At 39.5% G+C, this 26,052-nt stretch carries 19 protein-coding genes; 12 read left to right on the top strand and 7 right to left on the bottom strand.

Annotated elements, in window-relative coordinates:
• Together RMY63_RS31015 and ilvD are read left to right on the top strand one after the other, a co-directional pair.
• Positions 1-1,265: calcium-binding protein (locus RMY63_RS31015; protein ID WP_322732371.1), on the top strand; the 1,265-nt coding region annotated here is incomplete at its 5' end.
• Positions 1,266-1,555: 290 nt separating this feature from the next.
• Complete coding sequence (gene ilvD, locus RMY63_RS31010; protein ID WP_322732367.1) at positions 1,556-3,241, top strand: dihydroxy-acid dehydratase; 1,686 nt, start codon at positions 1,556-1,558, stop codon at positions 3,239-3,241.
• 126 nt (positions 3,242-3,367) lie between these two features.
• Here ilvD and RMY63_RS31005 read toward each other — a convergent pair whose 3' ends face one another.
• Positions 3,368-4,624, bottom strand: a complete 1,257-nt coding sequence (locus RMY63_RS31005) for a polysaccharide pyruvyl transferase family protein (protein WP_322732366.1) — start codon at positions 4,622-4,624, stop codon at positions 3,368-3,370.
• A gap of 931 nt (positions 4,625-5,555) precedes the next feature.
• Here RMY63_RS31005 and RMY63_RS31000 point away from each other — a divergent pair.
• From RMY63_RS31000 to RMY63_RS30985, 4 genes are all read left to right on the top strand, one after another.
• The gene (locus tag RMY63_RS31000) at positions 5,556-7,043 is read left to right on the top strand and encodes an MOP flippase family protein (protein ID WP_322732365.1); all 1,488 of its coding nucleotides are present in this window, start codon (positions 5,556-5,558) and stop codon (positions 7,041-7,043) included.
• 390 nt (positions 7,044-7,433) lie between these two features.
• A complete protein-coding gene (locus RMY63_RS30995) occupies positions 7,434-8,747 on the top strand; it encodes a cytochrome P450 (RefSeq protein WP_322732364.1) in 1,314 nt (437 codons plus the stop codon).
• A gap of 158 nt (positions 8,748-8,905) precedes the next feature.
• A complete protein-coding gene (locus RMY63_RS30990) occupies positions 8,906-10,216 on the top strand; it encodes a cytochrome P450 (RefSeq protein WP_322732363.1) in 1,311 nt (436 codons plus the stop codon).
• Positions 10,217-10,437: 221 nt separating this feature from the next.
• Positions 10,438-11,190 (top strand): hypothetical protein, encoded by a 753-nt coding sequence (locus RMY63_RS30985; RefSeq protein WP_416212564.1) that lies wholly within the window; start codon positions 10,438-10,440, stop codon positions 11,188-11,190.
• On the opposite strand, the gene urtE is transcribed toward RMY63_RS30985, so the two are convergent.
• Positions 11,153-11,851: an urea ABC transporter ATP-binding subunit UrtE gene (urtE, locus tag RMY63_RS30980; protein WP_322732362.1), complete on the bottom strand. Its 699-nt coding sequence runs from the start codon at positions 11,849-11,851 to the stop codon at positions 11,153-11,155. The genes RMY63_RS30985 and urtE overlap by 38 nt on opposite strands.
• Positions 11,852-11,945: 94 nt before the next feature.
• Here urtE and RMY63_RS30975 point away from each other — a divergent pair, with 94 nt between their 5' ends.
• Positions 11,946-12,935, top strand: a complete 990-nt coding sequence (locus tag RMY63_RS30975; protein WP_322732361.1) for an adenosine kinase — start codon at positions 11,946-11,948, stop codon at positions 12,933-12,935.
• A 74-nt stretch (positions 12,936-13,009) separates the two neighbouring features.
• Here the strand turns inward: RMY63_RS30975 and urtD are convergent, their stop codons facing one another.
• The 4 genes from urtD to urtA form a co-directional block, all read right to left on the bottom strand.
• A complete protein-coding gene (urtD, locus tag RMY63_RS30970) occupies positions 13,010-13,756 on the bottom strand; it encodes an urea ABC transporter ATP-binding protein UrtD (RefSeq protein WP_322732360.1) in 747 nt (248 codons plus the stop codon).
• On the bottom strand, positions 13,731-14,846 hold the full coding sequence (urtC, locus tag RMY63_RS30965) for an urea ABC transporter permease subunit UrtC (RefSeq protein WP_322732359.1): 1,116 nt from the start codon (positions 14,844-14,846) through the stop codon (positions 13,731-13,733). The genes urtD and urtC overlap by 26 nt, the downstream gene beginning before the upstream one ends.
• 22 nt (positions 14,847-14,868) lie before the next feature.
• Entirely contained in the window at positions 14,869-16,029 is a 1,161-nt protein-coding gene (gene urtB, locus RMY63_RS30960) for an urea ABC transporter permease subunit UrtB (RefSeq protein WP_322732358.1), read from the bottom strand.
• 116 nt (positions 16,030-16,145) lie between these two features.
• Positions 16,146-17,264: an urea ABC transporter substrate-binding protein gene (gene urtA / locus RMY63_RS30955; RefSeq protein ID WP_322732357.1), complete on the bottom strand. Its 1,119-nt coding sequence runs from the start codon at positions 17,262-17,264 to the stop codon at positions 16,146-16,148.
• Between the two features lie 22 nt (positions 17,265-17,286).
• Here urtA and RMY63_RS30950 point away from each other — a divergent pair, with 22 nt between their 5' ends.
• Entirely contained in the window at positions 17,287-17,499 is a 213-nt protein-coding gene (locus RMY63_RS30950) for a hypothetical protein (RefSeq protein WP_322732356.1), read from the top strand.
• Between the two features lie 257 nt (positions 17,500-17,756).
• Here RMY63_RS30950 and RMY63_RS30945 read toward each other — a convergent pair whose 3' ends face one another.
• On the bottom strand, positions 17,757-19,811 hold the full coding sequence (locus RMY63_RS30945; protein ID WP_322732355.1) for a S8 family serine peptidase: 2,055 nt from the start codon (positions 19,809-19,811) through the stop codon (positions 17,757-17,759).
• Positions 19,812-20,484: 673 nt separating this feature from the next.
• On the opposite strand from RMY63_RS30945, the gene RMY63_RS30940 reads away from it, so the two are divergent.
• The 4 genes from RMY63_RS30940 to RMY63_RS30925 all read left to right on the top strand — a co-directional run bounded on the left by RMY63_RS30940 (position 20,485) and on the right by RMY63_RS30925 (position 25,971).
• Positions 20,485-21,195, top strand: coding sequence for a response regulator transcription factor (locus tag RMY63_RS30940; protein ID WP_322732354.1), 711 nt, complete (start codon positions 20,485-20,487; stop codon positions 21,193-21,195).
• Between the two features lie 67 nt (positions 21,196-21,262).
• A complete protein-coding gene (locus tag RMY63_RS30935) occupies positions 21,263-23,155 on the top strand; it encodes a CHASE2 domain-containing protein (RefSeq protein WP_322732353.1) in 1,893 nt (630 codons plus the stop codon).
• A 75-nt stretch (positions 23,156-23,230) separates the two neighbouring features.
• Positions 23,231-23,968, top strand: coding sequence for a DUF928 domain-containing protein (locus RMY63_RS30930; RefSeq protein WP_322732352.1), 738 nt, complete (start codon positions 23,231-23,233; stop codon positions 23,966-23,968).
• 248 nt (positions 23,969-24,216) lie between these two features.
• Positions 24,217-25,971 (top strand): ShlB/FhaC/HecB family hemolysin secretion/activation protein, encoded by a 1,755-nt coding sequence (locus RMY63_RS30925; RefSeq protein WP_322732351.1) that lies wholly within the window; start codon positions 24,217-24,219, stop codon positions 25,969-25,971.
• The last annotated feature ends 81 nt before the right edge of the window (positions 25,972-26,052 follow it).

The raw sequence follows: 26,052 nt of genomic DNA, 5'->3' as shown, positions 1-26,052 counted from the left end.
TCATCAACGGCAACAGTGCCAATAATAGCCTCTTTGGGTTGGATGGTAACGATACAATCTTTGGTGGCAATGGCAACGACACCGTAAATGGCGGCACAGGTGCTGACAGTTTAGACGGTGGTGACAACGATGACCTCTACATCGTAGACAACATTGGGGATATCGCTACCGAAGTATTTGGTGATGCTTTGGGCGGTGTAGACACTGTACAGTCTTCAGTTAGTTACACTTTGAGTGCTAACTTGGAGAACCTAACTTTGACAGGGTTGGCAGCAATTAACGGCACAGGCAACGCCCGTAATAACGTTATCAACGGCAACAGTGCTAATAATGTACTCTCTGGGTTGGATGGTAACGATACAATCTTTGGTGGTAGTGGCAATGACACCATCAATGGAGGCAATGGCAACGACAGCATTGATGGTGGTGGTGGCAACGATAGCCTCAATGGCGGCGCTGGTACTGACACATTCAAAGGCAGTCAAGGTAATGACAACATTAATGGTGGAGATGGCATAGATACCGCAGACTACAGTCAACTAGGTCAAATCACTTTGTCAGGTGTCGGAACCGTTCAAAAAGCAGGGGGATTCGGGCAAGACCAACTCTTTAAAGTTGAAAAGGTTATTGCAAATGCGAGTGTTGCCAATAACACCATAGATGCATCCGCATCTTTGCCTGGGGTATCTATTACTGTTAACCTGCAAACCCAAAGTTTGGCTGCAAATAACGTTCCTGGTTTGGGAACATTGTCATTTACTGCGGTTAACTTTGATAATGTCATCGGTACAAATGCAGGTGACAACATTGTTGGTGACAGCCAAAATAACGTATTATCCGGTGGTAATGGCAACGATAACATTAACGGTGGTGCTGGCAACGATACCATTACTGGTGGTAATGGAACCGATCTTCTCACTGGTGGTTTAGGTAACGATCTTTTCGACTTCAACTCACTTGCTGAGAGTCAACCTGGTGTGTTGCGCGATGTCATCAGTGGCTTCGCTGGATTAGGCGCTGGATTAGGCGATCGAATCGATCTATCTACCATTGACGCTAACCCATTTTTAGCAGGCAACCAAGCCTTCACTTTCATTGGGGCTAACCTATTCACCGCAGTTGGCCAAGTCAGTTATATTGGAGGCATTCTTCGAGCTAACACCGATCTCGTTTTCGGCTTGGAATCTGAGTTCGATATTCAGCTCGCAGGAGCGCCAGCACTATTTGTAGCCGCAGGAAATCTTGGAAGCGACATTATCCTTTAATTAAGTTACAGCTATTTTCAGGTAAATAGACCACGCGCTAGGGGCACAGCAATGCTGTACCCCTACGACAGATGTGGTTCAAATAAATGAAACTGCTGTAAGTAAGGTTAATTGAATAGTCGGGGGGAGAGGTTAGCTTGCTTCTCCCTTTTTTGATCTTCTCTACTCCTTACTCAACACTTTTTTGGTGAAACATCGAGAATTACTCAGGATCGATCGCGCTCCCCAGGCATGAGAAAATCAGGTAATACAATCGCAACTGTAGCGATGATGGCACACAAGGAAAAAAGATGTCGGAGAATTTGAGAAGCCAAATTGTCACCAAAGGGGTGCAGCGATCGCCAAATCGAGCTATGCTGCGTGCAGTTGGTTTTAAAGATGAAGATTTCAACAAAGCCATTGTGGGCATTGCCAATGGCTATAGTACAATCACTCCCTGTAATATGGGGATTAATACACTGGCGCAAAGGGCAGAAGTTGGGATTAAATCTGCCGGGGCGATGCCGCAAGTGTTCGGGACGATTACCATTAGCGATGGCATTTCCATGGGAACTGAAGGGATGAAATATTCCCTGGTGTCGCGGGAAGTAATTGCTGATTCCATTGAAACTGCCTGTACCGGACAAAGTATGGATGGGGTGTTGGCAATTGGTGGTTGTGATAAAAATATGCCAGGAGCAATGCTGGCGATCGCTCGGATGAATATTCCAGCTATCTTTGTTTACGGTGGCACCATCAAACCCGGTCACTACAACGGACGCGATTTAACTGTTGTCAGTTCTTTTGAAGCTGTTGGTCAATACAGTGCTGGAAAAATTGACGAAAAGGAATTATTAGAAGTTGAAGGTCGGGCTTGTCCTGGCGCTGGTTCCTGTGGTGGAATGTTCACGGCTAACACCATGTCTTCTGCTTTCGAGGCGCTGGGTATGAGTTTGCCCTATTCCTCAACAATGGCAGCGGAAGATGCCGAAAAAGCCGATAGTACAGAAAAATCGGCATTTGTTTTAGTCGAAGCTATTCGCAAACAAATTTTACCCCGACAAATCATCACCCGCAAATCTATCGAAAATGCCATTTCTGTAATTATGGCGGTGGGTGGTTCCACAAATGCGGTGTTGCATTTCTTGGCGATCGCTCGTGCCGCAGAGGTAGAGTTAACTATAGACGACTTTGAAGCTATCCGCGCCCGTGTTCCCGTTTTGTGTGATTTAAAACCAAGTGGTAGATATGTAGCTACAGACTTGCACAAAGCTGGAGGCATTCCCCAAGTGATGAAAATGCTACTTACACATGGTTTACTACATGGGGATTGCTTGACCATCAGCGGTCAAACCATTGCAGAGACATTAGCAGATATCCCAGAAGAACCAGCAGCCAACCAAGATGTGATTCGTCCTTGGAACAACCCGATGTATGCCCAAGGACATTTAGCTATTCTCAGAGGTAATCTGGCAACAGAAGGGGCTGTAGCTAAAATTACTGGTGTGAAAAAGCCAGTAATTACTGGGCCTGCACGGGTATTTGAATCCGAAGAAGCTTCCTTGGATGCGATTTTAGCGGGTAAGATTCAACCAGGTGATATTTTGGTAATTCGCTACGAAGGCCCTAAGGGAGGCCCTGGAATGCGAGAAATGTTGGCCCCCACCTCCGCAATTATTGGTGCTGGCTTGGGCGATGCTGTGGGATTAATTACTGACGGACGCTTTTCTGGTGGTACTTATGGTATGGTAGTTGGTCACGTTGCACCAGAAGCAGCAGTTGGAGGTGCGATCGCTCTTGTGGAAGAAGGCGATCGCATTACCATTGATGCACCCGCTCGTTTATTGCAGTTAGATATCTCCGATGAAGAATTAGCTCGTCGGCGTGCTAATTGGCAACCTCCTGCACCACGTTACACAAAAGGTGTGTTGGCGAAATATGCCAAGTTGGTATCTTCTAGTAGTGTTGGTGCGGTAACGGATTTAGATTTATTTTAAAGTGAAAATTTGAGAGTAATCAGCTGTTCCACATCTAATTCGCATATCTAAATTTGATGAAAGTCTTGTGGCGTGAGCATTTTGTCTGCCCTGATTATGCAATTTAAATGTGGAGCAGCTTACTAATTAAACTTGATCGTATAAATTAGCCTGCGCTAATTGCTGAACTTTTGAAAGTTTGTTTTGAATATTTTTGCGGATATGATCTCGCTTCTCAAGCAAAGCAATGATTAATTTACCTAGATTGCTCTCCTCAAGAGCCTCTTCAGGTTTAATTAGCATTCCCTCTAGCTCAAAGTGTCTGAATAGCCCCTCAAATTTACCTTGATAGGTTATGCAAGCGACAGGAGTTCCTTGCCCCAAACAGGCAATAGCAAAATGCATTCTACCGCTCAGTACCATATCAAGATTCCCAGCTATAGATTTGATTTGTCTAGCACTAAACTGTGCAGGTAGCCTCAAACAATGATACTGCACTTCTGCCGGAAGATCTTGCCAGATTGCCTCAGATAAACCAATATCACTAGACTTCTTGTCAGGATGGCGAAAATCATGAGGAACTAGTATGAAGCTGACGTTATCATTTTGAGAATATATTTCAGTTAAAGCCTCTACATAGATGTGAATTATTTTATTAATATCTTGCTCGTCAGGTTGGGAAATTATTTGAGAATTGGCGTTGATTCCAAGAACTACCCGTTGACTGATTTTCTGGTCTTTAATCCATTTCAATACATCTGATAGATGTCCATCATTACTAGCAGGATGCACGAGAAATGCTAAGTCAGCGACTAGTTCTATTGGTCTTTTTAATTTCTGAATCAGACGATTCTGTGAAATTGGATCTCGAGCGTATAACTTGATATCTAAAGGTAATTTTTGAAAAGCTTCAACTACTTTTTCCGTTGGTTCTTCATTGAAGCTAAAGCCAAGTATAGCACTATCTGTACCTGTTTGCTTAGCTAATGCAGCACATTGGATTCTTCTGGCAGATCGGTACTCACTATACTTGCCATCCATTACGTCGGCACCCAGACAATAAAATTGGTCATAAGTGCTAGCTAGTTTTATAAATTCAAACCACTGTTTCCATGAATCGCTAAAGATGTGATGAACAATTTTTAAATTTTGAGATTCTGTTTTAAAATTGTTCCAATCAGGAGATAGACTACAGGAAATTAATCCAATTTTTTCTACACCTTTATCTTTGAAATAATCAATAATTCCAGTAATCATAGCTTCATCGCCAATACTACCAAAATTGCTGGGAGGCAGTATAAGAATAGAACGATTTTGCTGATTGCGAGCATGGTTAAAAATCCGCATTAGCCTTAATTTAGTAGCATATGCGTTCAGAAAAAGAGACAAGATATCTTGTTTCATTTATTTTTAAAGATTATTAACAGATTTGAACTTTTGTTTAGTATAGTACGAATTTTATTTTTTTTAACTTTTTTTAAACTCTGTTGGCAAAAAAAACTTCTTCAATTTTGAACCCCGGATAGCGTCCAAACAGACCATATTAAGAGGGAAAAATTCCGGGATGGAAATACCTGATTTCACAGTTTTCAGAAGCTGCATCCTGCTTTGCTAATTGGCGTTGCTGATTTCATGTATCAAAACGATTGTGCATATATCAAAATTATTGTAGAGACGTTGTGTTGGAACGTCTCTACATCTGGATTCATACTGCAATTAGGCAACACCTTCCAGGGACTGCTGTATTTCCCGCTTTTTAAGGCTTACTCGTAAATTCCCCACTGTCTTGATTCTGGCGGTAGACGGAACTTTCCGCCTTGACTCGTGAATTCTGACTTGTGAATTGTTCTTCAATTCTTGCAGTTGCGTCAGTTTCAGACTTCAGTTCGTAAGTCTTTATGCGTTAGGATGACTACAGTGTGGGCAATATACTTAAATCTCATGAATAAAAAAGCACTTTATGTAATATATTTAACTTTGTACTTTATTGATGACGGTTTGATAGTTGGTGAAGTTTGGAGTTTATAATTCCGGTTAGGAAGTATCCACAATCATAATAGGGTATTGTTAGGAACAATGTCTTTTAAGACACTTGCCAATAAAAATGCCCAGCCGAATCGACAATATTATTGCCTATCAACTATATTTCTGGCGCTTTCGCCTTGGGGCGAAAGCAACGTTTGGGTATTTTTTTGATTCGATTTCTCTAACAAGCCTTGTTTGAAAGGATTGAGTTCATTGCAGTAACAGTTTTTTGCTCAAAAAAATCACCACCATACCTGTAGCCATACCAAATACAAGCAGAAGGAATTAATTTTTTTTAGAGACTTACCCAATGGAACCACCTAAAGAATCATCGAATTTTCGACAGAAGGCGTTAAAAGGTGTATTTTGGTCTGCAATTCAAAATTGGGGACGCCAAGCGATCGCCTTTGTTGTTTTTGCGCTGCTTGCTCGTCTGCTTGGGCCTGAGACTTTTGGTTTAGTTGCTTCAGCTACTATATTCCTGGCATTCGTAGGTATTTTTCTTGACCAAGGATTTTCTGTAGCGATCATCCAACGAAAGGAACTGGAACCAGAACATCTCGATACAGCCTTTTGGACTAACTTTGTCATCGGCTTGGTAATGACGGCTTTGAGTATTGCAGCGGCTGGATTGGTTGCCAACTTTTTTTCTCAACCGGAGTTAACACCAATCATTCGTTGGTTATCTCTCAGTTTTGTAATTATTTCCCTGAGTAGTACTCAGGAAGCAATTTTTCAACGCAATCTTGATTTCAAACCCCTAGCGATACGCGAACTGGTAGCAGTATGTTTAGGTGGTGTGGTTGGCGTGACAATGGCTTTTATGGGCTTTGGTGTTTGGAGTCTAGTTAGTCAGCAGTTAGTAAATGGTTTGGCTAAGGTTGTAGTTCTCTGGTCGGCCAGCAATTGGCGACCAAGATTCAAGTTTTCTCAAAGGCATTTTCATGAATTATTTTCTTTTGGTATTAATGTAGTTGGAACCCAAATACTCAACTTTGTTAATCGCAGATCTGATGACTTATTAATTAGTTATTATCTAGGCCCAGTTGCTTTGGGTTATTACTCCGTCGCTTATCGCTTGCTCTTAATAATTACACAGTTATTAACTGGCGTGATCAATCAGGTAGCGATACCTGCATTTTCTAGGTTACAGCAAGAACCTGAAAAGTTGAAAAATGCTTTTTATCAGGTAACGCAACTTACAAGTCTGATTTCTTTTCCAGCATTTTTGGGTATGGCAGCATTAGCACCCGAATTAGTAAGAGTTTTGTTCGGAGAACAATGGTTGCCAAGTATTCCAGTGATGCAAATACTTGCTTTTATTGGTATTGTTCATTCAGTTACCTACTTCAACGGTACTGTAATCACAGCGATGGGTAAACCGGCTTGGAAACTGAAGTTAAACTTTATGCACTCCGTAGCAAATGTTATCGGTTTTGCAATTGCTGTACACTGGGGAATTGTAGCTGTTGCAGCAGTTTATGTGATTCGCAGTTACTTATTGACGCCTGTAGATCTGTGGTTAATTCGTAAATTAATTGGTATAAAATTGATTGTTTATCTGCGGCAGTATGTGATTCCATTAACTGGAGTCCTGGGTATGACAGTTGTAATTTTTGCGGCTAGACACTTCCTGAAAAACCTCATAAACTTACAAACATTATTAGCTGTTTGCATATTGTTGGGTGCCATAACCTATGGAGTGCTTATTGTATTGCTTGCACCAAAGATAGTACAGCAAATACTTGAGATAGTTAACCCATTGATATCTAAAAAATTGGGACACAGTAAAAGATAATAATAAATTCTGGCATTGCTAAATCATCGCTTGATTGGGCAATGCCTATTTCAACTTCAGCTATCAAGAAAAATTCTTGGGCAAAAATTTTACTATAGGACTAGTAATTTTTCCTTTTTTAGCAGTAAAACTTTGAGATGTATTTACTTTTTGGAATATAGTTTTGTTTGTTGCTAACGACTGCCTTACTCTCATCAACAAAAATCACAAACAATATTTTTAACGGTTTGATAAATTTAGGTGTAGCTAGAGTTGAGGGCTTTGTGAAACCTTACAAAACCAAGGATTTTTGCTCTTGCGTTACCATGCAGGAGACAAACTACGTGCCATGATTCGTGAATTTGCTGACATTGAGATATTGTTTAAATAACTTTTGTAACAAGTCAACGTATGAAAAATAATCAAATTCCTCCTGGAAGCTTTGGTCTACCTATATTAGGTGAAACACTTTCTTTTGTTCTTAACCCAGACTTTGTTAAAAAGCGCTATCGACAGCATGGGTCTATCTTCAAAACTCATATTCTTGGCAGACCAACTGTGGTGATGGTGGGGCCAGAAGCTTTAGAGTTCGTTTTGTCAAGCCATATGGAAAATTTTTCTTGGCGCGAGGGATGGCCTGCTAATTTCAAGATATTGCTTGGTGAATCGCTTTTTTTGCAAGATGGAGAGGAACATCGCAGAAATCGCCGTTTGATGATGCCGGCGTTGCATGGTCCAGCATTGGTAAATTATGTCGCCACTATGGAAGATATCACACGTAGTTATCTGCAAAAGTGGGAGAAGCAGCAGGAGTTTACCTGGTTTAAGGAGTTTAAACTATTAACGTTTGATATTGCTAGTCAATTGTTATTGGGTACGCCTCCTGGTCCCGAAGGTGCGCGCCTGAGCAAGTTGTTTGGAACTTTAACCAATGGACTGTTTGCAATTAATCCCTTGCCTTTACCGTTTACAAAATTTGGCAAAGCTTTAGCCGCTCGTAATCAAGTTTTAGAGCAGATAACTCAAATTGTCCGAGAACGCCAACAAAATCCAACCAAGGATGCTCTGAGTTTGTTAATCCAAGCTAGAGATGAAGATGGTAACAGTTTAAGTGAAAAGGAACTCGTAGCCCAAGCGCTGCTGTTACTTTTTGCTGGACATGAAACAACTACTTCTATGCTGACTTGGTTATGTACAGAATTAGCCCGTCATCCAGAAATCCTGGAAAAGGCTAGGGAAGAACAATTACAACTTGCAAGTAAGGGGAATTTGGATTTAGAACAATTAGGAAAAATGCCTTATTTAGAACAGGTTTTATGGGAAGTTGAAAGATTATATCAATCTGTGGGCGGTGGGTTTCGTGGTGTTATTAAAGACTTTGAATTTAAAGGTTTTCATGTACCTGCTGGTTGGCAACTATTTTATTCAATTAGAACTACTCACCAAATTGAAGAAATTTATTCTCAGCCAGACCGTTTTGAGCCTGAACGTTTCAGCCCTCAACGGCAAGAACACAAAAAATATCCTTTGAGTCTAGTTGGTTTCGGCGGTGGCCCCCGTGTTTGTATCGGTATAGCTTTTGCCAAAATGGAAATGAAAATAGTGGCTTCCCATCTCCTACGCAACTATGATTGGGAAATATTGCCTAACCAAAGTTTGGATTCCGTGCAGTTGCCCACAAATCACCCGAAAGATGGGTTGCGAGTTCGATTTCATCGGCGATGAAATTTTTCTGAATATTAATACAGCGCTTCTCAGTTGAGTAAAGTAGATGTTGATAAGGAAGAAAGACTAGAGGCTAGAATAATGTGCCTCATTTAAATGAAAAGCGCTGTAATTGCAGGTTAAAATGACTTTTTTGATGAAGTAATTAAATTAAATATATGAAAAATCATCAAATTCCTCCTGGAAGCTTTGGTCTACCTGTATTAGGTGAAACACTTTCCTTTTTTTTTGACCGCGACTTTAGTAAAAAGCGCTATCGCGAGTTTGGGCCTATCTTCAAAACTCATATTTTTGGCAGACCAACTGTGGTAATGGTAGGGCCAGAGGCGTTAGAGTTCGTTTTGTCAAGCCATATGGAGAATTTTTCTTGGCGCGAGGGATGGCCTGCTAATTTCAAAATTTTGTTGGGCGAATCACTTTTTTTGCAAGACGGAAAGGAACATCGCAGAAATCGCCGCTTGATGATGCCGGCGTTGCACGGACCAGCGTTGGTAAATTACGTTGCTACTATGGAAGATATCACACGTAGTTATCTGCAAAAGTGGGAAAAGCAGCAGGAGCTTACCTGGTTTGGGGAGTTTAAACAACTGACGTTTGATATTGCAAGTCAATTATTATTGGGTACGCCTCCTGGTGTTGAAGCTAGGCGCGTGAGCAATTTGTTTACAACCCTATCAAGTGGGTTATTTGCTATTAATCCATTGCCTTTACCATTTACCAAATTTGGTAAAGCCCTAGCAGCCCGTAATCAAATTTTAGAGCATGTAACTAAGGTTGTTAGAGAACGCCAGCAAAACCCAACCAAAGATGTTCTGAGTTTGTTAATGCAAGCTAGAGATGAAGATGGTAACAGTCTCAGCGAACAAGAACTCATCGCCCAAGCAGTACTACTACTTTTTGCCGGACACGACACCACAACCACGATGTTAACTTGGTTGTGTTTAGAATTAGCTCGTCATCCAGAGGTACTGCAACGCGCTAGGGAAGAACAACTGAAATTTGCTGATGTTAATTCTTTAACTTTGGAACAACTGGGGCAAATGCCTTATTTAGACCAAATTTTATGGGAAGTTGAAAGGCTACGTCCGTCAGTTGGTGCGGGATTTCGTGGTGTTGTTAAAGAATTTGAATTTAAAGGCTTTTATGTTCCTGCTGGTTGGCAATTATACTATGCGATCGCATTTACTCATCGCCTCCCAGAAATTTATTCTCAGCCAGAGCTTTTCGATCCTGACCGCTTCAGTCCCCAGCGTCAAGAACACAAGCAGTATCCTTTTAGTTTAGTTGGTTTTGGCGGTGGGCCACGCGTGTGTATTGGCATAGCTTTTGCCAAAATGGAAATGAAGATTATCGCAGCTCACCTTCTACGTAGCTATGATTGGGAAATCTTACCCAATCAAAGTTTAGATACAATGGGAATTCCTAATCGTCCTAAAGATGGGTTACGAGTTCGATTTAAGCCTCAGTGATATCATGTCTGCTAAAGACTAATCGTTTAGGCTGACGCAAAGATGAGGGGATAATCATAAGTGATTAGCTGGACTTGCATATAGGACTAGTATTTGATTTTTGAAATTACTCTTAGAGGCAGGGAACAGGCAATAGGCAATAGGCAATAGGCAATAGGCAATAGTGAAGAAGGGGATTAGAAGTGTACGGATTTTTTTCAGAAATCAAACCGGATTCCTATATGAAATTTTTTATGGCACTTCCCATAGAGATAAATTTGCCTGAACAAGTTTTACAACGCTGGCAAACAGCGAAAGATATCGTCAACCAAAGCGTTAATTCTTTGAGTAACTCAGTAGAACAAGTTGGCGAATCTTTAAAAGCACAAGCTACTACAACGACTAATACAGCAATTGATACAGTGACGACAAGTTTAGAACAAACTTGGCAAACGGCTGAACAGTTGAAAAGCAGCACATCGGGAGCAATTGAAACAGCAATCAGTTCTTCTTTTAATGATTGGCTGATACAACACCCTGTGATTTTGCGGTTAATTCAAATAGTCAGTTGGGCAGCCAATCATCCCATTATTAGCGTCGTAATTCTGATTTTTGCGCTTGCTTTACTTTGGAGTATTATTAAAGCAATTGTCCGCGTCATCGAAACAGCTAGTTGGTCAATACTGCAATTTCCATTTAAGTTACTTCAGGGTTTAATTAAAGTTAGCTTTCTTTCTTTAACTCAAGTTGGTAGTTTTGCTGTACAGCGAATTAAAAATACCAAAACAGCTGATAATCTATCAGTTTTACCACCTGATAATTTGCCAAAAAAGAAACAACTAAGATTGGCAGAAATTTCTAGTCGTTTAGAGGCAATTCAAAAGGAACAACATGAGCTTTTAGAAGAAGCAGCAGATTTGATTGCTTCTGATACGATTGAGTTAAAAATATCAGAAATTAAACCGCTAGAAAACGTTGAATCACATCTTGGCTGAGTTCGTCGGTGGAGCCGGAGGCGACGATACCGCCTTTTTGCATGGCGTAATAGTAATCGGCTTGACGAACAAAGTGTAAGTGTTGTTCTACTAATAAAACAGAAATGCCTGTGGTTTGGACGATGCGACGGACTGCGGCTTCAATTTCTAGGATGATGGAGGGTTGAATACCTTCGGTGGGTTCGTCTAAGACGAGTAATTGAGGTTCTCCCATTAAAGCACGTGCGATCGCCAACTGTTGCTGTTGTCCTCCACTCAAATCACCACCCATGCGCGAAAGCATGGTTTTTAACACTGGAAATAAGCTAAAAATTTCTTCGGGAATTTCTGGTTTTTTTACTGGTTTGCGTCTAGCTTCTAACCCCAGCAACAAATTTTCTTTGACTGTTAAACGGGGGATAATTTCTCGTCCTTGGGGAACATAACCAATTCCTAATTTTGCTCTTTGGTCTGGAGATTTGGAGTTGATTAATTGTTCGGCTAAGTGAATTGTACCGATGCGGGGTTTGAGTAAACCCATGATGGTCTTAAGTAGGGTTGTTTTACCGACACCATTGCGTCCGATGAGGCAGACCATTTGACCGGATGGTACGGTTAAATCTACGTTGCGGAGAATGTGGCTTTCGCCGTAGTAAACGTTGAGGTTTGAGATTTTTAGCATTAGTTTACGCAGAGGCGCAAAGGCGCAGAGAGGAAGAATTCTGTTATTATCAATTCTGTTCAAGTCAGACAGTAATTATTCTAGGAGATAAACGATGGGCAAGAAATATGATGTTTATGGTGTAGGTAATGCCTTAGTAGATATAGAATACGAAGTATCTCCAGAGTTACTACAACAGTTAAAGATTGATAAAGGTGTAATGACACTCCTAGATGAAGATAATCAAAATCATATTTTGGAAAATCTCAAAAATCTTCATTGTCGTAAGAGTTGTGGAGGTTCAGCAGCAAACACAATAGTGGCAATTAGTCAACTAGGAGGAAAAGTTTTTTATTCCTGTAAAGTGGCTAATGATGAATTTGGAGACTTTTACATAGAAGATTTACTCAACTGTCAGGTAGATACTAACTTAAAAAATGGCGATCGCCAATCAGGAATTACAGGTAAATGTTTGGTGTTAGTAACTCCGGATGCAGATCGCACCATGAATACATTTTTGGGAATTACTGGAGAATTTTCTACACAAGAATTAGTATTAGAAGCGATCGCTGATTCAAAATATCTATATATTGAAGGATATTTAGTAACTTCTCCCACAGGAAAAGAAGCAGCTATAAAAGCTAGAGAAATAGCTGAAACAGCGGGAGTAAAAACTAGCCTGTCCCTATCTGATTACAACATGGTGAAATTTTTTAAAGATGGTTTATTAGACATCATTGGCCCTGGTTTAGACTTTATTTTTGCTAATGAAAGTGAAGCATTAGGACTAGCAGATACACAAGATTTTCAAGTAGCTGTAGACAAACTAAAAATATTGAGTAAGAAATTTGCCATTACTCGCGGTTCCAAAGGTTCAGTAGTATTTGATGGTGATAAATTAATTGAAATCGCTGCACCTCAAGTAAAAGCCGTAGATACAGTGGGAGCAGGAGATATGTATGCAGGAGCTTTCCTCTATGGAATTACCCAAGGTATGAGCTATGAAGAAGCCGGAAAATTAGCATCAACTGCGGCTTCTAAGGTTGTTACATCCTACGGGCCAAGATTAAAAACTGAGGAATTGAAGGCATTACTTACTGCTTAGGGAACTCCCAAAAATAAATTATTCTGCTTCAAGTCGTTGGCTGTTGATGGTTGACTGTCAACGGTCAACTGTCTTTATTCTTCCTGTTTTCCTAAATATACTTCAATGACGCGGGAGTCATTTTGTACTTCTTCAAAATTCCCTTCGCACAGCACCGAACCTTGATGTAATACTGTTACTTTGCGAGCAATTTGACGCACAAATTCCATATCGTGTTCAATTACTAAGATGGAATGACTCTGAGCTAAAGCTAAAAGTAGTTCGCCAACGTTGTAGGTTTCTTCATCTGTTAAACCAGCAACAGGTTCATCAACGAGTAATAAATCAGGAGACTGTGCTACTAACATCCCAATTTCTAAACGTTGCTTTTCTCCATGAGAAAGTAAAGCTGCTGGAATGTCTGCTTTAGCAGTTAAACCGATGGTTTCTAATAAGCCTTTAATACTATTTTTTTCGGTAATACTAGAGCTGCCAAACAAAGTAGAAAAGACATTTTTATTGCGGTTGTTGGTAATTTCTAAATTTTCACGGGGCGTTAAATTTAGATAAACTCTTGGTGTTTGGAATTTACGCCCAATTCCCAACCGCGCAATTTGATGTTCGGAGAAAGAACGTAGGTTTCTACCTTTGAATAAAACTCGCCCAATGGTTGGTTTCACTTTCCCGGTAATGACATCTAAAAATGTTGTCTTTCCCGCACCATTTGGCCCAATTACTACTCGTAACTCACCCACATCCATGCTAAAGTTTAGCTTATTTATAGCTTTAAAACCATCAAAGCTAACAGTTACATTTTCAGTTTCTAATATTTTCGCGTTCATGTTGCACTTCGATGTCTTCTTCTAAAGCAGGGTATGTAACAATTTCTTGAGGGCCTTTGAAAAAAGAAAGATTCTGACGACGCAACCATCCAACTATGCCGTCAGGAAGCACTGTTACGACAATCAAAAATAGTGCGCCTTGGAAAAATAGCCAGATTTCAGCAAATTGTTCGCTTAAAAAAGTGCGGGCATAATTGACTAATAAAGTTCCGACAATTGCGCCAATTAAAGTAGCACGTCCTCCTACAGCGACCCAAATTACCATTTCAATGGAAAAGGCAATATCCATCGCTCTGGGTGACACAGAACCACTTTGAACGGTGTAAAATGCTCCTGCTATGCCTGCGATCGCACCTGAAACTCCAAACACCAGCACCTTAAAATCTGTAGGGTCGTAGCCAGAAAATCTGACTCGACTTTCATCATCACGAATCGCTATTAACAATCTGCCAAAGCGTCCGCTTGTCAGCCAGCGACAAATTCCGTAGGTAGCGGCGAGAAATACCACTGTCAACGTGTAAAATACAAATTGTGTTTTAGTATCGCTGACTGTTGCCCCAAATAAAGTTGTAAAATCTATCAGCCCATTCGTACCGTTGAATAATTTTTGTTGACCATTGAAGAAGTTGAAAAAGACAATGGTTCCGGCTTGAGTCAATATAGAAAAATAAACTCCCTTAAGGCGATTTCTAAATACTAAATATCCCAACAATCCTGCCAATAACCCTGGAATTAATATCACGGCAGCTATTGTCAAAGGAAAAGAATAAAAAGGTTGCCAAAAAGTGGCAAGTTCCGTAACTCCATAAAGCCCCATGAAATCGGGTAATTCACCAGTTGGAACTTGCAGTTTCAGGTACATAGCGATCGCATATCCACCCAAACCAAAGAAAATCCCATGTCCTAAACTCAATAAACCAGTATACCCCCAAATCAAATCAATACCCAAAGCCACGATCGCCAGCGATAAAAATCGCCCCAACAAATTCAGGCGAAACTCCGACAGCACCAGTGGCATAATGATAATCAGGGAAAGTGCGATCGCCACCACCGCTCCCACTTCAATCAATAATCCTCTCTTCTGCTTCATTCTCTGCATCTGTGCGTTTAATTTAAACATCAACAGTACGTCCCTTCTGTGGGAAAATTCCGCCAGGCTTCCACTGCAAAAACACAATAATCAGCGCAAATACCATTACCTTGGCCATACTTGTCGTGGCAAAAAAGGTAAAGAAATCTGCCAAAGGTTTCACAGAACTCAACAACAAAGCCAAAGTTCCAGAACCGATTAAAAAATTAGCCGTACCAATTGCCAAAGCTGCGACAATACTACCTGCTAAATTCCCCACACCCCCAACGACAACAACCATAAAAGTGTCAATAATATAGTTTTGTCCGGTGTTCGGCCCTACAGAACCTAGTAAACTAATCGCACATCCAGCCACGCCAGCTAAACCAGAACCAAGTGCAAAAGTAACCGCATCAACTTTTTGAGTCGGGATACCCAAACAAGCACTCATACTGCGGTTTTGCGTCACAGACCGAATTCTTAAACCCCAGCTAGAACGTTGCAAAAATACGTAAATACCCGCCACACAAATGATTGTTAAAGCAATAATAAATAACCTTGCAAAAGGCAATTGCACGCCACCCAAAGACATCCCCGCTTGTAACCAAGTAGGTGCAGTTACATCCACATTTTGAGCGCCGAACCAAGGTTGAGTTACTGCTAGCTGATAAGTTTGGCTTAATAAATTGCCCGTGATGATTGTTATCCCCAGCGATAGCAATAACAACACCGCCACAACCCAACTACGAACTCTTTCTAAATTTGTGCGAGAATTTAAAATCCATAACCCGCCAAAAAACAACAGAGAAAATATAGCTATGCCAATTATTAAAACCCAATTCACACTGCGAACAAATTGCTGAAAAATTAAACTCACTCCCCAAGTTGCCAATAGAGTTTCTAGGGGACGCCCATAGAGATAGCGAATTACACCCTTTTCTAAAATTAATCCCACAAAGGCTGTGAAAATAAAAGCAATAATCAAAGCCAAAAATATATAACCTTCAAACCACACTCCGCCCAATTGTTTACAGCCATTCTGCACAACAAATGTTGTATAGGCACCAAACATCATCAATTCGCCATGTGCCATATTAATGACACCCATCAATCCAAATACAATGGCTAATCCCAACGCTGCAATTAATAATACAGCGCCAATACTAATGCCATTAAAGATAGCCTCTAAAAAACCTGCTAACACTTGTTTCTCCTACATATTATCTCATATCATTTATTTGCCATCAGTCATTTATCATCTGTTATTCACTAATAACTAATGACTAATGACTAATGACTAATGACTAATGACATAAGAAATTAAACTTTCTTATATTTACCGCCCTTCGCTGGGTCGGTCCAATCACAAGCAAATCCCTTAGTTTCTTTCACAAATTGATTCCAAGGAACTGGTTCAACTGGCGCAGGCGTCGCATAGACAATATCAAACAAACCATCTTGTCTGACTTCGCCAATTCGCACAATTTTAGAGATGTGATGATTGGCATCCATTGTCACTTTACCTTCAGGTGCATCTAGAGTTTGGCCGACTGCCGCAGCACGCACTTTCTCTAAATCAGTAGTCCCAGCTTTTTCTACTGCTTGTTTCCACAAATAAACTGCGATATATGCTGCTTCCATTGGGTCATTTGTAACCCGGTTTTCACCGTATTCTTTTTTGAAAGCAGCAACAAACTTTTTGTTAGCAGGTGTGTCTACTGTTTGGAAATAATTCCAAGCAGCGTAATGACCTTTGAGATACTCTACACCAATTGCTTTAACTTCTTCTTCAGCAATACTTACAGACATAGAAGGATATTTATCTGGTGTTAATCCAGCACCTTTGAGTTGTTTGAAGAAAGCAACATTGCTATCACCATTTAAGGTGTTATAAATAACGCCGCCGTTAGGTAAATTTTGTTTGATTTTAGTGATAATTGGTGTAACTTCTGTGTTACCCAATGGTAAATAATCTTCGCCGACTGTTTTACCACCTAAAGCTTCTAGTTGGGATTTGATGATTGTGTTAGCTGTTCGAGGAAAAACGTAGTCAGAACCAACTAAAAAGAATTCTTTACCTTTATTTTTCAACAACCAATCAACAGATGGTTCGATTTGTTGATTTGGCGCGGCGCCAGTATAAAAAATGTTTTTAGAACACTCTTGACCTTCGTATTGTACGGGATACCAGAGCATGTGATTTTTGCTCTCAAATACTGGCTTGACGTTCTTGCGGCTAGCAGAAGTCCAACAACCAAAAACTACAGCGACTTTATCTTGATCTATTAGCTTGGTTGCCTTTTCTCTAAAAGTATCCCAGTTAGAAGCACCATCTTCACTAATTGCTTCAACTTGTTTACCTAAAACACCACCACTAGCATTAATTTCTTTAATTGCTAATTTTTCAGCGTCAACAACGCTTTTTTCACTAATAGCCATTGTGCCACTCAGGGAGTGCAATATGCCTACTTTGATAGTCGCGCCAGTAGCAGCAGCAACAGGAGAAGCGGCCGGAGGAGCAGTTTCTGTAGCAACTGGGGTATTATTCGCGCAAGCTTTTAGAAAAATGCTGCTTGTGAAACTTACAGATCCGAAGATTAAAAACTTGCGGCGGTTAAATTCTCTTGTCATATATTTGATGAATTTTCTTCTTGATGAATTAGCCAACTCATAGGAAGTTGACAATATCAATGATTAAATTGTGATATTAGTGCGATAGTTTACTAGCAAAAAGTTACTTGTTATACAAAATCTTGGTTTTTGTAATAAAAAATTAAATTTCAATATTAACTTTTGTTTAGTTGTTGCAATTATCATGTCGATATAAATCAGAGGATAGTATTTTAGTACTATCCTCTGATTTAATTTCAAATCTCTCGATCGCATATTGATGACAAACTTGATTTTTAACTTCTTGTGTGGTTAAGTTAACTAAGCAAAAACGTAAATATTAGCATTGCTCAAAGAAAGTCCGGTGTTGAGAGTAGCAATTTGGGTTTGAGCGATCGCTCCTGTTCCGTCTTGATCGAAGAATAAAGAACCGTTATCTTGATTAAAGATAAATTTACTATTACTCGTCGTAGCTGCCGAACCTAAAGCGAATTGATTAACAGCGATCGCAGCACCACCAATCAGTCCACTACCAAAACCAGCCGCAGATATAAAAATAGTATCATCAAGGGTGTTAAAATCACTAATTGTATCACTTCCTTCACTCGGAGAGTAGAAGGTGAAGTAATCATATCCCGTCCCACCAATTAGCGTATCGTTGCCAGTTCCGCCAACCAGGATGTCATCCCCTCTGCCACCATACAAAATGTTAGCAGCACTATTACCAATAATCATGTCATCGCCATCACCACCCAAAGCATTTTCAATCACGGTTTCGGCGCTGATAGTTAGGGCTGTTGCGTTCAAGGTACTCACAGAACCCGGAGTCAGGTTGAGGAAAGAATTGGAAGTAATTGCCGCAGCATTAATTGTATCGATACCGGAAGTATCAGTCAGAGTTGTGGCGGCATAAATGCCGTACTCATTGGTGTAGAAATAAGTATCATTAACAGTATCTGCATCTCCATATAAATTTAATTTCCAACTATTGAAGATACCAATATCTGTAGGGCCTAAATCCTTAACTGTGAGTGTCCAGTTGCCAGCGCTGTTTTCTCCCCAGTGTTGCGTGCTAGAAAACTTAAACACGATATTGTCTCCATCATCTTCCTTATTGCCAGGTTGGTGAACAAGAACACTTTCAGTTCCACTGGGAGAAGTCAGATAAACAACCAAATCGCCGCGATAGGGATGAGTCAGATCGAGTTCCACTTCAACAGTGTCAATATCTAAATCTGCGCCGACAGTAAACGTATGGCTAATACCTGCGTTATTGTTATCTGGGATAATCCAGCCTAAATTACCCGAACTAAAAGAAAGACTCTGCTCGTTGTCTAATCGGCTTTCATTTTGCCAAGTTTCTGCTAAACGCACAGCAGCATGAGCGTCAACTAATCCAAATCCATAGTCTTGGCTGACATGTAAGCCTCCGCCATTCCAGTTGTTAGCGCCGTTGAATTGCCAAATATAATCTGCTCCCCATGCAGAAGGATCGTTTTGACGAGCAGAATAGGCAAGAATTTCTTGGATATCTCGATAACCTAAATTGGGATTTGCTTCCAACATTAAAGCAATTACGCCAGAAACCATTGGGGCAGCAGCTGAAGTGCCGTTAAAACTGTAATTATAATCACCGTAATCATAGCCGCCATATCCGATGCGATCGGTGGTTACAATACTGCCATAACTACCGCTCCCAAACGCAGAAACCAGAATCGAAGCGCCTGGAGTACTGTATGCAGATGCCGAACCATCAGAATTGAGGGCTGCTACGGTAATGACGTGGCGAGAGTTCTGAAAGTTGTGATAATTAGTATTATCTCCTTTTTCGCGATCGTTACCGGCTGCAAATACGATCGCTGTTCCTAATCCATTACGTCCATTAGCAACAGCATTTACAATAGCTTGTCCTGTTTCTGGGGCATTATAAAAATTATCGAGAAAAAAGTTGGTTCCAAAACCCCAGCTATTATTGACAACATCAAAATTCACAGCACGCCACAGCGCATCAGTCGCAGTGTACATAGAGCCAGGAATCGCTCTAATACCAGCAATTGTTGCATTGAAAGCAACACCCACACTACCAACTCCGTTGGCCTCAGCAGCAATAATACCTGCTACTGATGTCCCGTGGCTATCCTCATAGATATCTCCGAAGGGAATAAAATCTTGGTCGATACTGTCATAATCAATTGTTGCGTCATAATTATCGTCCAGGTCGTAGTGGAGATAATCAAATCCATCATCGATAACACCTACAACAACACCATTCCCTGTATAGTCATCCCATACATTAACAACGTTAAGGTCTAAACCACCAGGGTTATACAAATGCCATTGATAAGGAAATAGAAAATCAGCAGGAAAAGTAACCATAAATTTATCTCCTTAATTCTGGAATCACGAGGGAATGTAGAGGCGTAAAGCTGTACGCCCCCACGTCGATTAATCTGTTAGCAGTAATTCTGACGATTAGTAATGTACTTACGTACATAAAATAGAATAGAGAAAGCATTAATATAATTCACGCACCTTTGCTGCTTGCTTAGATGCAGGATGGTGTATGCAAGATTGCAGAAAACTGCATTGTCATTTGATAGATGTGTTGCAAAAATTACAATACCCTATTAAAAGCAGTCAGCATTCACGGTAACTTTTACTGTATTCGCGTTGGCGTAGCCTCTCGTAGAGAAGTATTTCTGTAACTTTACGAGAAAGCAAGCTACGTCGAGCGGTCTGCATTTTAGGGTAGAAGGGATAGACAGGCTTGGTTTCATAGCCCCAGGCTTTAGCTTGTGGGCTAAATCTAAGCCTGGTTAACAACTTATTTATAAAGTAAGTATGAAAATAAAGAGTAGCCGAAATCCGATCCTATATAGGAATCCGGTTTGATTTCTGAAAAAAATCCGTACACTTCTAATCCCCTTCTTCACTATTGCCTATTGCCTGTTCCCTGCCTCTACGAGTAATTTCAAAAATCAAATACTAGTCCTACAGTATGCAGTATATTTATTAAGTTATAAAACGTTAATTGATTGCTTAGAGAAATATGATTAGAGTTTATGCTGATAAATTGATAAAAAGTCAAGATTTACCTCAATCACCAGCGATGAAAATTCTACTTATTGATGACCACCAATTAATCTTGACTGCAACTTTTAATTTATTGCAACAAGAATATCCAAATGCAGATATCATTAAGGTTAAAAGCGCATTTGAAGCTCTCAGTAAGATTGCGACTTCTTCCTTTGACTTGATTGTGATGGATTTATCTATACCAGAAGAAACAGGAATGACGGCCCAAATTGATACGGGTATCAACTTGATTCAACAGTTACTCAAGCAATATCCCCAGCAAAATTTGATGGTGCAAAGCAGTTATGTAAAGGCTTTGGTAAGGATAAAACACGAGATTGACGAGCATCAAGGTGGATTTGCGATCGCTGATAAAGGATTATCAGAACAAGAAATGTTAGCTCGCGTCTACATAGCACTCCAAGGCGCAACTCATACACAAGATATCAAAAACGGCTTAGAACTCAAACCAGAGTGGTTAGAAGTTTTAAGATTAGCTTTTGAAGAAGGATTAACAGATAAATTAATATCCGAACGAATGTATAGATCTGAACGTGCAGTCAGAGCATACTGGACAAAAATTCAAGACGTTCTCGGACTTTATCCAGAAGACTGTAAAAAGGAAGGTAAAAATATCCGTATTCAAACAGAAATTCGCGCTAGACAAGAAGGATTAATTGATTAGTTATTTATGATAAAAAAGGTGATTTTTGGAACTTCATTGAATTATTAGTTTTGCCTTAAAAATCTTTATGGTGTGGGTTAATTGGCGAAGGATTCAAAATGAAATCAAAATTTTACTATTGGCGTCAGTTCCAGGAGCAGTATTTTTAATTGTTATAGTCATTGCACGTTCATATGGATTTTTACAAGACTTTGAATTGATGGCGTTGGACACATTTTTACGTTTACGTCCTGGAGAAGTAACTGATGATAAAGTTGTGATTGTCGGTATTAATGAAGAAGATATCCGCAGTCTTGGTAGGTATCCCATTCCCGATGAAGAAATTGCAACACTGATCCAGAAAATACAAAAATATAAACCCATCGCTATTGGTCTTGATATAGTTCGAGATTTACCTGTTGAACCCGGTCATGAAAAATTAGTAGAAGTATTTCAAAATTCTAAAAATCTCATTGGTATTGAAAAAATATTACCTCCAGATCCAATTTCACCACCGCCACAACTAACGCAAAAACAATTAGGTTTTTCTGATATCGTAGTAGATAAGGATAATAAATATCGCCGTTACCTACTTTGGACACCATCGCCTAAAAATCCTCAAAATCCTGAAGAAGATAAATTTTCTTTTGGATTACAGTTAGCACGAGCTTATTTATCTCATCGAGATATTAATATTGAAACTGGAATAACTGACAAAAATACAATCAAATTTAAAACTACAGAACTGCCTCGTTTCTCATCGAATAGTGGAGGGTATGTCAAAGAAAATAGTAGTGGATTAAAAATATTAATGAATTTTCGCGCTGGGAGAAAACCCTTTCACGTTTTATCATTGAATGATATTAAAACTCAAAATTTTAATTCAAATTTACTACAAGACAAAGTAGTCATCATTGGGATTGTCGCTACTAGTGTCACTGATTTTGTCAATACCTCTGCAACTGTTTATCAAAAAATTCCTGGGCAAATATATGGAGTAGAATTTCATGCTCACGCTTGTTCGCAGATAATTAATGCAGTAATTAATGGACGACCCCTGTTAAAAGTTTGGTCGAATGAATGGGAATATATATGGATAATAGTTTGCGGCTGTTATCCGATAATTCTTTTTTGGTTAGCCCAATCTTTATGGAAGAATTTACTGGCAGTTGTAGTAGTAGCTTTAGCTTTATTTGGTTTGGGTTTAGTATTAATTTCATTTGGTTGGTGGATTCCGATAGCACCGGGTTTATTAACCTTAATAATAAATGGCTTAGGATTGAGTGGTTTTGCATTTGCTTTGTATCAAAATAATCAAGTATTTAAAATTAAAATGAACGAACGCCAACATACAATTGAACATGCGTTTACTGTAATTCATAATGGGCCTCTACAAACTTTAGCAAATGTCTTGAGACAGATGCAGGCTCAAGATTGGCCGCATGAGGAATTAAAATTACAGTTAGAAAAACTTAATTATGAAATTCGAGAAATCGGGGAATATCTCAAGCTTGAGGCTTTATCTCAAGATGAAAGTCTGCGTTTAGGTAGCGGGTTAAAGCTTGATTTAAAACGCCCAATACATGAGCTTTTTTATGCAGTGTATAGTAGCACACTTGAACGGCAAGATCTAGAATACTTAAAAAATATTAAAGTTAAAATTCGTACTTTTGAACCAGTAGATGATAAATGTTTGAGTGTAAATAATAAACAAGAACTTTGTTTATTTCTGGAAGAAGCTTTATGCAACGTAGGGAAACATGCTAAAGGTGTCAAACGCATTGAAGCTATTGGCAAAAAAGATGAAGATTTCTATATTCTGAAAATTCAGGATAATGGTCCGGGGCTTGTTTCATACATTGAAAATAAAGGAACAAAACAACTGAGAAATATTGCCAAAAACTTAGGAGGTGATTTTAGACGTGAAAGCATTACCCCCAAAGGAACGGTCTGTGAAATAAGTTGGAAATTAAGAAAATAGCAATAGTAGTAATAGTAGTAATTGGAGGGTGGTAAATTTATTTAAATATTCCTATGCTTAAATATGAGGCATAAAATGTCACAGTTTTTTAACAAAACTATCAATGTCAAATTAGTAACTAGTTGTGTTGTGGGCTTGTTATTGTTTTTAACACCACTAGCAAGTGCTAATTTTAGACCAGGCGATCGCAAACCTGCAAGCGACTACACCAGAAGCGGAGGTAGTAGAGGATGTCCGAAGTCGGATAATCAAATTCCTCTGACATTACTTGCGCCTAAAACATACATTGGCTATACAGCTTCTACACGTCCTACTTTTGCAGGTTATGTATCTAGTTCTCATGAAATAGAATTTCAAATTTTTGAGTTTGTTTCCAATAATACAGTCACCGCATTAAGTAACCCCATCAAACAAAATACATCACCAGGTATTTTCCAAGTATCTCTCCCTGAAAATTATCCAAAATTAACTGTAGGTAAAAAATATTTTTGGCAAGTAGCAATCAGTTGTCCAGGAGACGATTTAGTAGAAAGAGCAGAATTTATAGTTGTAGAAATACCATCTACAATCGAAAACAAATTATTGGCTACAGACAATGGGTTACAAAAATCCAATACCTATGCCGCAGCGAATTTGTGGTATGAAGCCTTAGCTGAAGCCCTCAAATCAGCCAGCCCTAGAAAGTTAGGACAGGTAGGTTCAAATCTTGTGCAAGAGTTTGCCAAATATGAGTCAGCTAGACTCAAAGACAATGAAGAATTAGTCAAAAAACGAATAGCGAATTTGCAAACAATTGCAAATCAAGAAAAGTGATATTTAGTTCATAAGCTGTTGCACTGTGAAATTCTTGTGTGGTGGGCTTTTTGCCCGCCATAATTACTACATTTTAATTCTATTTTTGACTTATTAGATAGTAAAGAGAAATCAAGATAATATTGGCGATCGCCATTCAAATAAAAGCAAAATTAGCCTCAATTACTTGCAAGAGAAAACTCAGTATGGTAATCTTAACTTAAGTTATATAAAAATATTTTTCAGTGTTAATTACTAAATTTAAATCTGTGAGAAATATTGATTTACAGTTGAATAATAAGCGAAAAAAACCAAGATTTAATCGCTACAGTATATCCCTAGTCTTGAGTTTAATTATTTTCCCAAGTGTTGTATCTGCTCAGTCCACTCCTCCACCTGGAGTTAATATTCCGCCAACAACACCAGAAACCCTCGACCAAACAATTCCCAAACCAACTCCCTCACCAACTCCTTCGCCGACTCCACCTGCTGCTGCTCCAGAGATTCTGACTCCTCCTGAGACACCAACATCACCGGATACGAGTTTTCCCAGTAGTGAAAGTTTTCTGGTGAAAAAAGTCGAAGTTCTGGGAGCTACAGTTTTACAAAATGAAATTGCAGAGTTAATCAAGCCATTTGAAAATCGTCAAGTGACTTTTGCAGACTTGATTCAACTACGTTCAGACATCACCGAACTCTACATCAAAAATGGCTATGTCACCAGTGGCGCATTTTTACCCAATAATCAAAATCTGACTGATGGTGTGGTAGAAATTCAAGTAGTAGAAGGTGGACTAGAAAAAATTGAACTAGGCGGATTAAGGAGATTACAACCAGTATACGTGCGATCGCGTCTGCGAAAAGCCTCCTCTACACCTTTAAATCAAAAACGTTTAGAAGAAGCACTGCAACTATTACAACTCGACCCTTTAATCGAACGGGTAAACGCACAATTAACCGCCGGTAGCACTCCCGGTAGCAATATCTTACAAGTAACAATTACCGAAGCACCTGCATTTCATGGCGGAGTATTTGTAGCGAACAATCAAACTCCTAGTATTGGTTCTACCCAAGCAGGAATATTTTTCAGTCATGATAACTTGTCGGGTTTTGGGGATAGTTTAACTGCTGAATATGGAATTACTGAAGGACTGAATATATATAATTTCAGCTATACAATTCCCCTAAATCCGAATAATGGTACTCTTGCTTTCCGCGTCAACAATAGTGACAGCCGCATCATTGAAGATGAATTTAGTGAGTTAGATATTAAAAGTGACGCACAAACTTATTCTCTTAATTATCGCCAGCCTTTGTACCGCAAACCCCAATCCGAATTTGCTATTGGTTTAGGGTTAGATTTACGCCGCAGTCAAACATTTTTACTCAATGACATTCCTTTTTCTTTTTCTGAAGGGCCAGAAAACGGTTTGTCAAAAGTGACAGTCATTCGTTTTTCACAAGATTGGGTGGAACGGAGTGCTAGTAGAGTTTTAGCTGCACGTTCTCAATTTAGTGTTGGTATTGATGCTTTTGACGCTACAGTTAACGATTCCGGTACTGACGGACGTTTCTTTTCTTGGCTAGGACAATTTCAATGGGTGCAGCGGTTATCACCAGGAACAATTTTATTAGCAAGACTAAATGCACAACTCACAGGAGATTCTTTATTATCTTTAGAAAAACTTAGTATTGGTGGAGTTGATACAGTCCGCGGCTACCGTCAAAATGAATTTGTAGCAGACAATGGAATTACAGCTTCAGTTGAAGCTCGGATTCCTTTAACATCTTCCAATACATTGCAAGTCGCACCTTTTTTTGATATCGGTACAGCATGGAATAATCGTGGCACTAATTCAAGTTCACAGACCCTTGCAAGTTTGGGATTAGGTTTAATTTGGCAACCAATTCGAGATTTAAATTTGCGTTTAGATTATGGTATTCCGCTAATTGATGTGAATAGTGGAGGTAATACTCTGCAAGATAATGGTTTTACCTTTTCGCTGCGGTATCAGGCGTTTTGAGGTGTAAGAATTCAAGAGTACAAGCCCAAAAACCTCATGTAGAGACGCGATTTATCGCGTCTTCAAAGACCAATGATGTGT

The sequence above is a fragment of the Nostoc sp. ChiQUE01b genome (assembly GCF_034531255.1).
GTDB lineage: Bacteria > Cyanobacteriota > Cyanobacteriia > Cyanobacteriales > Nostocaceae > Nostoc.
The sequence above is the reverse complement of the archived record's forward strand: the minus strand, read 5'-3'. Positions and strand labels throughout refer to the sequence as shown.